Source organism: Streptomyces zinciresistens K42 (assembly GCF_000225525.1).
Classification (GTDB): domain Bacteria; phylum Actinomycetota; class Actinomycetes; order Streptomycetales; family Streptomycetaceae; genus Streptomyces; species Streptomyces zinciresistens.
This window is the reverse complement of sequence record NZ_AGBF01000073.1, coordinates 18,470-29,855: the sequence shown is the minus strand read 5'-3', so window position 1 is coordinate 29,855 and position 11,386 is coordinate 18,470. Positions and strand designations below refer to the sequence as shown.

At 71.2% G+C, this 11,386-nt stretch carries 20 protein-coding genes; 17 read left to right on the top strand and 3 right to left on the bottom strand.

The genetic code is table 11. The features are described 5' to 3' along the window. Positions 1 to 107: 107 nt before the first annotated feature. The 3 genes from SZN_RS20185 to SZN_RS20175 form a co-directional block, all read right to left on the bottom strand. Complete coding sequence (locus SZN_RS20185; RefSeq protein WP_007497975.1) at positions 108 to 350, bottom strand: hypothetical protein; 243 nt, start codon at positions 348 to 350, stop codon at positions 108 to 110. 214 nt (positions 351 to 564) lie between these two features. Continuing rightward, entirely contained in the window at positions 565 to 1,131 is a 567-nt protein-coding gene (locus SZN_RS20180) for an LPD29 domain-containing protein (protein WP_007497973.1), read from the bottom strand. Between the two features lie 158 nt (positions 1,132 to 1,289). Beyond that, positions 1,290 to 1,661, bottom strand: coding sequence for a DUF6409 family protein (locus SZN_RS20175; RefSeq protein WP_007497971.1), 372 nt, complete (start codon positions 1,659 to 1,661; stop codon positions 1,290 to 1,292). A 201-nt stretch (positions 1,662 to 1,862) separates the two neighbouring features. Between SZN_RS20175 and SZN_RS20170 the strand changes: the two genes are divergently transcribed. The 17 genes from SZN_RS20170 (at position 1,863) to SZN_RS20095 (ending at position 11,206) form a co-directional block, all read left to right on the top strand. Further along, a complete protein-coding gene (locus tag SZN_RS20170) occupies positions 1,863 to 2,534 on the top strand; it encodes a hypothetical protein (protein ID WP_007497969.1) in 672 nt (223 codons plus the stop codon). 113 nt (positions 2,535 to 2,647) lie between these two features. Beyond that, positions 2,648 to 2,920 carry a hypothetical protein gene (locus SZN_RS20165; protein ID WP_007497967.1) on the top strand — a complete coding sequence of 91 codons (273 nt, stop codon included), beginning with the start codon at positions 2,648 to 2,650 and terminating at the stop codon, positions 2,918 to 2,920. 64 nt (positions 2,921 to 2,984) lie between these two features. Then, a complete protein-coding gene (locus SZN_RS20160; RefSeq protein WP_007497965.1) occupies positions 2,985 to 3,245 on the top strand; it encodes a hypothetical protein in 261 nt (86 codons plus the stop codon). Between the two features lie 181 nt (positions 3,246 to 3,426). Then, positions 3,427 to 3,684, top strand: a complete 258-nt coding sequence (locus SZN_RS20155; RefSeq protein ID WP_007497963.1) for a hypothetical protein — start codon at positions 3,427 to 3,429, stop codon at positions 3,682 to 3,684. Between the two features lie 76 nt (positions 3,685 to 3,760). Beyond that, positions 3,761 to 4,465: a PP2C family protein-serine/threonine phosphatase gene (locus SZN_RS20150; protein WP_007497962.1), complete on the top strand. Its 705-nt coding sequence runs from the start codon at positions 3,761 to 3,763 to the stop codon at positions 4,463 to 4,465. Between the two features lie 233 nt (positions 4,466 to 4,698). Continuing rightward, on the top strand, positions 4,699 to 4,956 hold the full coding sequence (locus SZN_RS20145; RefSeq protein WP_106432690.1) for a hypothetical protein: 258 nt from the start codon (positions 4,699 to 4,701) through the stop codon (positions 4,954 to 4,956). Between the two features lie 61 nt (positions 4,957 to 5,017). Next, positions 5,018 to 5,176: a hypothetical protein gene (locus SZN_RS41485; protein ID WP_007497958.1), complete on the top strand. Its 159-nt coding sequence runs from the start codon at positions 5,018 to 5,020 to the stop codon at positions 5,174 to 5,176. A 130-nt stretch (positions 5,177 to 5,306) separates the two neighbouring features. Then, positions 5,307 to 5,765, top strand: coding sequence for a hypothetical protein (locus tag SZN_RS20140; protein WP_007497956.1), 459 nt, complete (start codon positions 5,307 to 5,309; stop codon positions 5,763 to 5,765). A 199-nt stretch (positions 5,766 to 5,964) separates the two neighbouring features. Next, positions 5,965 to 6,240 carry a hypothetical protein gene (locus SZN_RS20135; RefSeq protein ID WP_007497955.1) on the top strand — a complete coding sequence of 92 codons (276 nt, stop codon included), beginning with the start codon at positions 5,965 to 5,967 and terminating at the stop codon, positions 6,238 to 6,240. A 115-nt stretch (positions 6,241 to 6,355) separates the two neighbouring features. Next, complete coding sequence (locus SZN_RS20130) at positions 6,356 to 6,589, top strand: hypothetical protein (protein ID WP_043731952.1); 234 nt, start codon at positions 6,356 to 6,358, stop codon at positions 6,587 to 6,589. Then, the gene (locus SZN_RS20125; RefSeq protein ID WP_007497951.1) at positions 6,586 to 7,311 is read left to right on the top strand and encodes a hypothetical protein; all 726 of its coding nucleotides are present in this window, start codon (positions 6,586 to 6,588) and stop codon (positions 7,309 to 7,311) included. Before SZN_RS20130 ends, SZN_RS20125 begins: the two co-directional genes overlap by 4 nt. 64 nt (positions 7,312 to 7,375) lie before the next feature. Then, entirely contained in the window at positions 7,376 to 7,570 is a 195-nt protein-coding gene (locus SZN_RS20120; RefSeq protein WP_007497949.1) for a hypothetical protein, read from the top strand. A 79-nt stretch (positions 7,571 to 7,649) separates the two neighbouring features. Further along, on the top strand, positions 7,650 to 8,252 hold the full coding sequence (locus tag SZN_RS20115) for a hypothetical protein (protein ID WP_007497947.1): 603 nt from the start codon (positions 7,650 to 7,652) through the stop codon (positions 8,250 to 8,252). 105 nt (positions 8,253 to 8,357) lie between these two features. Next, positions 8,358 to 8,876: a hypothetical protein gene (locus SZN_RS20110; RefSeq protein ID WP_007497946.1), complete on the top strand. Its 519-nt coding sequence runs from the start codon at positions 8,358 to 8,360 to the stop codon at positions 8,874 to 8,876. A gap of 152 nt (positions 8,877 to 9,028) precedes the next feature. Then, on the top strand, positions 9,029 to 9,814 hold the full coding sequence (locus tag SZN_RS20105; RefSeq protein WP_007497944.1) for a hypothetical protein: 786 nt from the start codon (positions 9,029 to 9,031) through the stop codon (positions 9,812 to 9,814). A 112-nt stretch (positions 9,815 to 9,926) separates the two neighbouring features. Next, the gene (locus SZN_RS20100; protein WP_007497942.1) at positions 9,927 to 10,400 is read left to right on the top strand and encodes a hypothetical protein; all 474 of its coding nucleotides are present in this window, start codon (positions 9,927 to 9,929) and stop codon (positions 10,398 to 10,400) included. A 74-nt stretch (positions 10,401 to 10,474) separates the two neighbouring features. Further along, complete coding sequence (locus SZN_RS20095) at positions 10,475 to 11,206, top strand: phosphoadenosine phosphosulfate reductase domain-containing protein (RefSeq protein WP_007497940.1); 732 nt, start codon at positions 10,475 to 10,477, stop codon at positions 11,204 to 11,206. Positions 11,207 to 11,386 lie beyond the last annotated feature (180 nt).

Below are 11,386 nucleotides of genomic sequence, written 5' to 3'. Positions count from 1 at the left end.
GCGGGGGCCGGGCGGGGGGCGGTCGGGTGGGTCATCTCTGTGCCTTCCGGACTCTCAGGGGATCAGGGTGGTGATGGCGGGGCGGGCGGGAGCCGCCCTCTCGGCGCCTACGGCTGGGCCTCGACGAGCGAGGCGGCGTCCCGGGCCCAGGTGAAGCGGCTGCTGTGGTCGTCGGGTTCGGCGGCGGCGCAGAACAGCAGCCGCCGGACGGTGGCGAACCCCACGGCCTCCGGGCCGCCGAGGCGGGTCACGGCCTCGTCCCGGACGTGCTCCACCTCCGAAGGGGTGAGCAGGTCGCCGGTCGTGTGCATCGACATGTACAGGGCCTGGGCGGCGAGGCTGAGGCGCACGGCGGTGTCCTTTCGGAGGTGACGGTCAGATGTGGTCGTGGGCGCTGTCGCCGAAGGGGCGCAGAAGGGCCATCCGGAGGAGAGGGTCACGGTGTCCATCGGATGCTGCTCCTCGCTGCGGGGGCCAGCGGGGCTCCCTCCCCCGTGTCGACTCTTAAGACTCTACACCACGGGCATACCGCGATGCAAGCCTTAAGAGTCACAGGGGGTTCGATCAGTCGCGATTGAGCTTGATCGCGGAAACCATGGGCACTCCGCAGTACCGGCGGCCGCCGACGGTGACGTCCACCCGCGCGATACGCCGGTCGCCGGGGCCGAACCGCGCCATGAGCGGGGCCGCGACGGCGCTCACGCTGGTGCGGCGCGGGCCACCGGTCCAGGTGACCGTGATCTCCCCACGGCGCTTGCCGGTGCCGGTGCGCACGGAGAACTTGACGCCGGGGAAGACGCGGCGGAGCTCCTTGCGCAGATGCACGGCGGCGTACTTGGCCGGGATGACGCACGTAGCCTCGTTCAGTTCGGCGTCGCCGACGATCGGGGTCACGGACGTGTGGCGGACATGCACGAGCGGGCCGGGCTTGCCGTCCAGGGTGTACAGCTCGTAGCGGCGGGCAGGGCGCCCGAAAATCGTGGCGGCGACGCACAGGCGGCAGGCGCACGGCTGGACGGTCCAGCGGCCCCGGTAGGCGGCCTCCGTGCCGTGGTAGGTGACCCGGGTGCCGGCGGGCAGGCGCAGGGCGAGGTAGGCGGCGTCCGCAGGCTGGGCGGTCACGGTGGTCACGGTTCCTCCTGGATGCGTTTCATGCGGGTCACCCCGCCCTCTCGTCTCTTAAGACTATACATACGAATGACGCGTGACGCAAGTCTTAAGAGACGTCACTGGTTCGCGGTCCGGCGCCGCCCGGGGTGGGCGGAGCGACGCCGGAATCACGGCGCGGCCTACCGGCCGAGGCGTGCGTTACGCAGGCGCAGGCCCATGCGCTGCACGCGATAGCGGGCCGTGGAGGAGCCGGGGAAGTCTCCCAGGCCCCGCCAGATGCGGACGAGGGTGCGCTCAGACATGTCCTCGACCGTTCCCAGCGGGTGCATCTCGCGGCGGAACGCGAGACCGACCGTATGTTCGGCGAAACCGGCCGCACCCAGGGTGTAGAAGTACACCCGGTAGCCACCCGTGGGGTCGCCCTCCCGGAAGAGCCCCAGGACAACTGCCTTGCGCGGTCCGGTGTCCTCACCTTCGACGTAGCGGGGGCAGCGCACGACCGTGCCCGCCTCCAGGACATCCTGCGAGGTGATGGTGGCGGTGGCGGTCATGGCGAGCCCCTTCGTGAGGTGGAGGCGGCCCGTCCGAACCGCCTTGACTCTTAAGACTCTACATAGCTACGCCGGAGATTGCAAGCTTTAAGAGACACGGCGCCTTCACTCCGCACCTCCCTGTGACTCTTAAGACTTGCATTCAGCATCCCTCATGTGTAATGTCTTAAGAGACGCAGCCGAACGAACCCGGGAGACACCGTGAACCGCAGCCTGACCCGCAACATCTTCCGCGCGGCCCGGGGCATCCCGGACGTCGACGCCCCGTTCGCTCACCTCGTCGAGGTTGAGCACGTCTTCTCCCGCGAGGCGTTCGCGGATGCGCCGGCCCCCTGGTCTCCCGGCGACGACTTCGCGGAGGTCATGGGCGGGGTGTGGCTGCGCAGCAACAGCGACGGGACGCAGACGGCCGTGGTCGCCGGTGTCGGGCCCAAGCAGCTTCCTGCGGCCGACGGCGGGGACTGGACGGATGAGGAGGTCTGGACGGTGACGACGGCCGACGCTGATGTCTTCGCGTGGCTCGACGACAAGCCGCACCGCGTGACCTGGGCGCTGGGCCGGTCGGACGTGGTGATCGAGCGGGAATCGTACGTGGGGCACCCTCACGAGGCGGTGTCCGACTACTGGTACGGCTTCTACCTGCGCCACTGGTTCACTCCTGAGCGCCGCACTGACGGCCGTTACGGGGTGACGCTGGCGTGCGCGCCCAATGACTCCTGGTTCTCCGGGCCGTGGCCTCTGGCGGACGCGTCCAGCCGACTCCTGGCGTCGTTCGGCGGCCGGGCCAACGTCCGGACGGTTGAGGTGCCCGACGCGTCCGACCAGCGCGTACCGCACGGCGTCTCCCTCATGCAGCGCCTCTCTCACCTCTGACCCACACAGGGAATGACTCTTAAGACTTGCATTCAGCAGATCACCTCTGTATAGTCTTAAGAGTCAGCAGGGCGGAGGGAAACCCCGCCGAGACTCCACCGGAAGGACTTCCCGTGCTTCAGCTCCGCCTCGTGAACGAGAACGGCTACACCGTCACCGTCCCCGACTGCGAGACCGTGGTCACCGTCTCGGACGAGCTTGCGGACGCGACGGAGGAGTTCCTTCTGGGTGAGCCCGCCGAGGCGGACGCCGCCTTCTGGCGCCGGGTCGCCCGTGAGCACGCCGAGGCCCTCGGCGGCGAGGAGACCATCAATGGCCGCAACGCGCTGGCCAAGGTCGGCTACCACGACGCGCGCCGCTACCGCGTCCAGCGCACTCGGCTCTGACCGACCTGCGGCCCCCGCTCCAGCGGGGGCCGCCCCCTCCCCTTCTGACACCCAAGGAGTACCGGTGAGCGACAAGCAGCAGGAGATCGAGGCGCTCCTGGAGGCGGCGAGCCGTGAGCAGCTGATCAAGGCGGTGCGCGGCGCCCTGGCGGCGGCCGAGGAGGCGCGGCGTCCGCTCGACTATGCCGACTACGGCATTGGACAGTACCGCGACAACGCCGTCGTGGAGGCGGAGCGTGACGCTCGCGTCGGCGTCGCGGACGACGTCGAGCAGTCTCTCCGCCTGGTACTGACCGAGCAGGGCGCACCGCAGCCGGGCAAGTAGCACCGCAGGCGCGGACGCCGCGCCTGCGGTCCGCCGCCGCCCGACGGCGCGGCGTGACAAGCACCACAGACCATCAGATGACTCTTAAGACTTGCATCGCAGCCATCCTCAATGTAGAGTCTTAAGAGACAGCAAGGGGGACGGTCCCCCTCGCACGGACAGCAAAGGACGGACAGACGACATGACGGCGACGACCCAGACCCCCGCGCCCCTCTTCGGCACCGAGGACCTGATCATCTCCACCGTCGCCAGGCCGAAGGAGACGAAGCCCCACACCCTTCGTGTCGTCGACCTGTACATCAATGGCGACAAGCAGGGCGCGCACTGCGTCGTGTGCGACGCGTACGGCGAGCTGAACGCGCTGCGGGACCTCGGCCCGTACGCGTATGGCTGCACCCAGGTCCCCGCGTTCGAGAGCCCCGCTCCTCAGTGGATGTGAGCGCCCCTCGCCGGTCCCGCCCCGCCGGGCGGGACCGGCCTCCCGCACTACCCCTCAACCCCTGGAGATTCACCACGTGATCACCTACGCCACCGCCCAGGCCCTCGGAGACCGCCCCGTCCAGTGCGACGCGACGGCCGTCGCGACCGAATCGGGCGCCCGCGCCTGGACCCTCCTGGACGGCATCGGCACTACCACCCAGGTACAGGACTGGACGCGCGAGAAGGCGCGGACGCTCGCCCGCGTCGCTGCGGTAACCCACAGCCCCAAGGCGGCCATCACCGCCGCGCGGATCGTGTCCGACTCTGACGGTTACGAGGACGAGCACCGGCCGCCGGACGCGGTCGCGGTCGTCGCGGTGCGCACGGCAGACGGCCGCCTCCTCATCGGCTGGGCCGGTGACGCGCGCGCCTACTGGATGCCGACCGGCGGCGCCCTGGAGAAGCTCACCGTCGATCACAACGAGGCCGAGGCCCGGCGCGCGAGGGGCGAGACCGACATCCCGCCGGACTACCGCCACCTCGTCACGTCGAGCCTCCGGCGCTATGACGGCGAGGAAGGCGAGATCGGCACGGCGCGTCCGCTGCGCGCCCAGGGCGGGCGGCTGCTGCTCGTCTCCGACGGCGCTTACTCGCCCTTCGAGGACAACGGCATCGACATGCGTGCGCCGCTGGCGCAGGCGACCCCGCGCGGCGTCGCCTCCGCGCTCGTCCGCACTGCGGTGTCCTTCACCGACGTGCGGCGCGACAACGCCACGGCGATGGTCGTGCAGTTCGACTGACACCTCTTGATGCGGAGCCGCCGGCACCGGCGGCCCCGCATGGCTCCCCACAACAGTCCCCATGGCGTCTCTTCCTCGCCTCGCGCACCGGCCCTCGGGCCCGGGCAGCAACATCCGCACCCCACCACAGTGACTCTTAAGACTTGCATTCACCCTGCCGTCGCTGTAGAGTCTTAAGAGACGGCGGGCGGGAGGTTCTCCCGGCCGAAGCACAGCAGCCAGGAGTGAACCTCGTGACGATCGCCCTCCCCGAGATGACCGAACTGCCCCTGGAGGTCACGGAGTTCGACCGGATCGAGTGCACCGAGTGCGGGAAGGCCTCCCCCTTCCTCGACGACGGTGACGACGGCACCCACGACGCCCACGACGCGGGCTGGCACGTGCTGAACCTCGACGAGTGCGGCTGCTCCAACCTCTGCGGCCCGTGCGCCGAGGACATGTGCGGCCGCGTCGACGACAGCCCCCGGCTGTTCGGGATGCGCGTCGTCTGAAGCCAGCAGGCGAGGGCGGCCGGAGCCCCGGCCGCCGCTCCCCACAGACTCCGGAGCCCTGATGCAGCACCCGATCACCGACGCCCCGCCCGTCAACGAACTGACCTCGTGCCAGGTTTACGGCCACCTCTACGAACCGTGTGTCGGCCACGGCTGCACCGACGACGACTGCCGCATACGCACCTGCGCCGACTGCGGCGACGAGTACGAGGGGCCCTGATCCGGCGGGCGGAGCTGCCGTCCGTGGAGCAGAAACCCGCCAGACCGCCGCCTCCGGCTCGCCCCCTTCCGCACCTCCGCCAGCCGCGCCTGGCTGCCTTGATCGATTCCCGAGAAGAGGAAGACCTCCCATGCCCCGCACCGCATACCGCCCGACCTCCGCCCACCCGCACCGCTGGTGCCGCAAGCTCCACCGGGCCACGGCGGTGTTCGTCTGCCTCGGCCTGGTCCTGTCCATGACGTTCGGCAGCCTCCCGCTGTGGCTGCTGGTCGTCATGACGCTCGCCGCCCTGCTCGCGATCGTCATCGTGGCCGCCGGAACCGACCTGCGCGGCCTGGACCGCCAGCGCGCACACTCGGCCCCGCTCGTCGTGCGTCCGGGGTGGGCGGCGGCTGCGGTCGTCGCCGACATGGCCGGGCTGTTCCTCGCCGTCCGCTACGTCCTCAACTTCTCCGCCTACCAGACGGATCTGAACTGGACCGTCGCCGCCGGATTCACCGCCGTGGCCGCCGGGACGGCGTGGGCCGTGCTCTACACGGTGCTGCACATCAAGGCGGTCGCACCGGCCCAGGAGCGCGACGCCGCGTAACCCCACCCCGACCAGGAAGTCGCCGCGCCCCGTACGCCGGGGCGCGGCCCGCCCATGACAGGAGAGCCCCATCAACCGATCCCCCGCCACCCCGGACACGTCGACCGTCGCCGACGCGCACACGTTCGCCCCGCCTGCCTCCGCCCTCGCACACGCCTACGACGGCTCCAACCATGACGGCCGCGCCCTGCCGAAAGCGTTGCTCGACGACGTGCTGGGCGCCCTGTGGGAAGCCTTCTGCTCCCCTGGCGCCCCCGGCGTTGCCCACGTGTCCTTCGGCATCGCCGAGACCGACGAGGGACGCATATGGAGCCCTGACGGCCCACTGCTGATCGGCGCCGACGGGCACGCTCTGCCGGACGCGGTAGACCTGAGCAGCACGCCCGTCGCCGACGCCCTGGCCGACCTGAGCGGTTTCCGCGCACCGGAGTTCGGCGACTCCCTCTGCTTCACCCTCCACCCGCACGACTCTTAAGGCTTGCATTCCCGCACCCTCTCCATGTATAGTCTTAAGAGTCAAGAGGGCGGCGGGCTGAAGACCTCGCCCGCCGCCCGTATCCCCCAGCCCCCAGCCGAAAGAGCCGGTGGACATGATCCGCTTCCTGGCCCGCCGAAGCCGCAAGGCCGCCGCCACCTCCGAGCGCCGCGGACGCATCCGCGTCCTGCACGCCCAGCTCCGCCAGCGCTACGGAGGTCTCGGCATCGCCGATGTCCTGCGCGTCTGCCAGCAGGAGGGGATCTCCACCACCTGGGAGGAGGTCCGCGACGTGATGCAGGGCGACCCGTGGGACCGTGTCCGCGCCGTCACGGAATCGACCCGATGACGGCCACCAGCGCGCAGCATCGCGCGGCCCAGCTGGCCCACCGTATGTTCGCGGACCTGTGGCCGCCGCGGCCGGACGCTTACATCGCCGAAGTCACCGAGGGCAGGCAGCTGCGGACGGACGACCTGGTGGTGATCTACAGCCGGCACGAGCCTCTCACCCCGGAGAAGGCGCTCAACTGGGCGGCCTGGCGGCGCGTCGACTCCTCCAGCGCGAGGACGGCGGTCCTGCGGCATGTCGCGGTACCGGAGGGAACGTGGGACCGGACGCCGGACATGACCGTGTTCGGCGAGCCGTGGCACGAGCTGCGGCCGCCCGCGCGCATGTACGTGACCACCGCCAACCGGCGCATGGCCCGGGTCGGTCACCTCGACGACATCCGGGCCCGCATCACCTCCCACCCCGACTTCGGTGAGTGGCAGCAGGCGTACACGGCGGCCGAGGCCGACGAGTGCGACCAGCGCCAGCAGGCCCAGGCCCTGCTCGACGCGGTGAAGGAGGCCCGCGCGCCGTACCGCGAGGCCGTTCGGCGCCTGCGCGAGATCACCGGCCAGGATCTGCTGATCTGGTGCGACTTCAGCACGCTCGACCGGTCGGTGAGCGGCTGGCTGGCCTCCGACGGCCGTCTGCGCGTGTATCTCGCCGGTCTGAAGGGCGTCGGCGCGCTCACCGAGGAGCAGTACCGCGAGGCGCTGAAGTGCGCCGACACCCTCGGCCTGTAAGCGCCTGCTGATCCGCGCCGGACAGTTCCCCACCTCCTGCCCCCGATCCGAAGGAGGCGTGCCGGTGGCACGCGAAGCCGAGTACGTCGCCCGGTTCACGCACAACGGAAAGACGCACGACATTCAGCCTGGCTGGTCGTACAAGAACATCAGCAACGCCCGTACCAAGTGCGGGATGAACGGCCCGTTCGCCACCGAGTCCCTGGCCAGCGGCCGGCCCCTCGACGTGACCTGCACCCCGTGCGCAGCGGCCGACTGACCGCCCCCGCCTGCCCCCTGCACACGCGCAAGACCCTGGCCGCCCGCCGGCCCCAAGAACCCTCCGACGTAAGGAACGCATGACCGATACCGCCCCTACCCCGGCACCGCTCCCGGCCTGCCCCGCGCCCCTGCGGTTCTGGGACCGCGACCGGCTGGCCGCGGTGCACGGTCCCCAGGTCTGGCACCGGTGGGGCGGCCGCTGGGTCAACTACCTGTTCGCCGAGGACACGCGGCCGTTCACCGACCGCACGGCACGCGGGCGCCTGTGGTACCCGCAGGAGCCGGACGCGGTCCGTTTCATCCCCTCCACCCCGGCCACCGACCATGCGCTGCCCGGTGCCCCTGTCACGGCGGGCGACGTCGACGGCCTGGTCCTCGCGCCCGGGCGCAGCGCGGTCCCCTACGTGCTGTTGCCGCAGGGCCACCGCGAGGGCGTGCACCACTTCGCCCCCGCGCACGAGACGGCGCGGCGGCTGGCCGAGCGGGAAGGGCTCGACGCGTCCGGCCGCAGGCCGTCCGTGTCGCTTCAGGGGCTGCGCGCGTCGCTCCTGGCGATCCTCGACGGCGAGGAGCAGGCCACGGTGTCCTTCCACCGCCCCGCAGGCCGCGTGTACGCCCGCCGAGCCTCGGTGCTCGGCACGATGACCTACGTGTGGGTCCTCAGCGAGGACGGCGCCTAGCACTCTGGCCCCGCGCATTCCGCACACCGACCCCCGCTTTCGACTCTTAAAGCTTGCATCACAACCTCTCGCCATGTATAGTCTTAAGAGTCGATTGGGGGCGGGTTGCCGCTCCTGGAGACGCCCGCAGATCACTGCGGTCACTGTGGGGCCTCCCCAGCCTCACTCGAAACCGGGGCCGGAGAACCGGCCCTGACAGCCCGTCGATCGGAGACAGCCATCCCGAGCCCGCGCATCACCGTCGAACTGCCCCTGGCCCAGCACATCCTGCCGTCCGGCCTCGCCTCCAGCACCTACAAGCGCTTCAACCAGGTCCGCAAGGCCCTGGCCACCGCGTACTACCTGCACATCACCCACCACGGCATGCTCAGCGCCGAGGACATCGCTTCGCTCGGCCAGCACCAGATGGCGACGGCGGCGCGGTCGGCCGGTGTCGAGGCTCCGACCAGCGACGAGACCCGCGAGATGATCCGCAGCCTCCTGCGCGTCTTCAACGGGATCGACGCCCCCGCCTCCGCTCCCGTCCCGGTCCCGACCGTCAAGGTCACCGAGAGCGAGCTCGCCACCGCCCTCGACGGTCTGGCGGTCGTCGTCAAGGCGGCCGCGCAGGGCGTCAGCCGGTAGCAGCCGCCCGGGCCGGGCGGGACCGCCCGGCCCTCCGCCTCCCCAGCGGCGCAGCCGCTGTCCTCCCCAGATGGTGTCCCGGGGCGCTACGGCGCCCCGGGACCGGCGGGAGCGCATGCCGTCACCCCGCCCGGACACCCCGAAGGGCCACCATGTCCAGCACCACCCCAGCACTTGCCTCCTCGCCGGTGAGCACTGTCCTCGGCACGCTGTCCGCCGCCGGCCTGGGCGCTCACTTCGACCGCGAAGAGGGCGTGATCATCGCCTACCCGGCCGCCGTTCCGAAGGCGAACGCTCTCGACGGCGTCCACGTCACGGTGCAGTGGAACACCACCGGCCGGCAGCGGCAGCCGCGCGAGGCCCGGGCCCACTTCAGTGCCTCGGCGTGGATTCCCGACGGACCGCCCGACTTCCACGAGGTCAGCACCGTTCACACCACGGCCGCTCCTGGCCCTCTGACTGCCGAGGCCGAGGTGTGCGCGCGGGCGGTCGCCGCCTGGCTGGCGCATCCGGCGACCACCGCCGGTAACACGCTCCTGTCCGCGCTCGCCGTACACGGCATCACGCCGGGTAACGGGCTGTCCGTCACCTACGGCGCCCACAGCGACCAGATCAGCGTCACCGTCCGGCTCGGCCGCGACACCTACGGGACGCTGGTCGTCGCGGACCGGGCCGGCTCGCTCCGCCACGTTCCCGCCCAGCACACCGGGTGGAGCGTCTTCCTGCACGACGAGCGCGGAGACGCCGTCGGGGACCCGGTGTACATCACCGGAGACGGCGGGACGGTCGACTGCGCGCAGGACTCCTCGGCAGCGGCCCAGTTCATCGCGGACTGCCTGTCCGCCCCGCTCCGGCACTGCTGCTGCTACGCCCGCGAGAGCCACAACCCCCGCCACGACCGGGAGTGCCACCTCTACGCGCTCCCGCGCCCCGCGTGAACGCCCCGGGCCGGCAGTCCCTGCCGGTCCTCCGCTTCCCCAGCGGCGCACCCGCCGCCCAGCCCAGTGGTTGTCCCCGGGCGCTGCGCCGCCCCGGGACAACGGAAGGGACATGATGCCCCACAGCCCCGCCCGTGCCCTGCACGACCGGCCGATGCAGCCAGTGCTGCTGTGCCCGTCGGCCGTGACTGATCCCGAACTGATGGACGGCGTGCTCTCCGTGCTGTCCGACGAGCAGCTGCTTTCGGTCGGGCACCGGGTCGACCAGCACCAACTTCAGCGCAAGAGGTCCGCGATCCTCGCCGAACTGCGCACAGCCGTCGCCCATGCCCTCGACGAGGGCGAGACCGACAGCGCCGCGCCCGTCACGCATGTCGGCATCCGCACCCGCACCCACCCGGGGATGCCGCCGCACTGGTCGCCCAGCAACCTCCTGCTCCGGCACGCCGACGGCGCCTCCACCTCGCCCTTCGACGCCACCCACACCGAGCTCGAGGAGTTGCTGCCCGATCTGACCTGCCTCGACCAGCCCGCCAGCGGCGACGTCCTCACCGTCGACCTGCGCAGCGGCGCCTTCAGCCGCTAGCGCGCCGCCCGGCCGCCCCCACGCGCTGCGGGCAGGCCGGGCTCCACCACCTCCCCGTGAAAGGAACCTGCTCTTTGGCCCGACACGTCGTCCAGTTCTCCGGCGGCATCGGATCCGCGATCACCGCCGTGCGGGTCGCCGAGCAGCACGGCACCCAGGACCTGACCCTGCTGATCGCCGACACCCGCGCCGAGCACCCCGACCTGTGGCGCTTCTCCGACGACATCGCCCACCTGCTCGGCGTCGAGCTGACCGTGGTCCGCGACGGGCGCGATCCGTGGCAGGTCTTCGCCGACCAGCGCTTCCTGGGAAACAACCGGCTCGCGCACTGCACCTTCATCCTCAAGCAGAAGCCGTGCCGCGCCTGGATGAGCGAACACACTCCGCCGGACGACACGATCGCCTACATCGGCATCGAGCCCAACGACCGCGACCGGCGCCGGATCCCGGCCATCGCCCACCACTGGCAGCCCTGGCGCACCGAGTTCCCGCTCGCCGACGGCCCCGACGCGACCAAGGACGAGCTCCTGGACGAGATCCGCGCGCTCGGCGTGCGGCCGCCGCTGCTGTACGAGCTCGGCTTCCCGCACAACAACTGCTACGGATCGTGCGTCAAGGCCGGCCAGCGCCAGTTCAAGCACCTCCTCGCCACCCTGCCCGAGCAGTACGCCTACGCGGAGGCCAAGGAGGAGGAGCTGCGTGAGCTCCTCGGCCCCGTCGCCATCCTGCGCGACCGCCGCGGAGGGACGAGCCGGCCCCTGCCGCTGGCCGAGCTGCGCGCACGCGAGCAGGCCACCGCGGCCTGACCGGCCGCCGAGGACATCCGCCGTCAGGCGGATGTCCGTCCCGCCCCCCGCAGGTCCGCCCCGGCCTGCCCAGATCATGGAGACCGTCCCTGACCGACACCCACCGGAGCGCGCCCGCCCCGGCGCGGCGCCCACCACCCTTTCCCACCCGCCGTTCCGACGGCGCGGCATTCGGCGAAG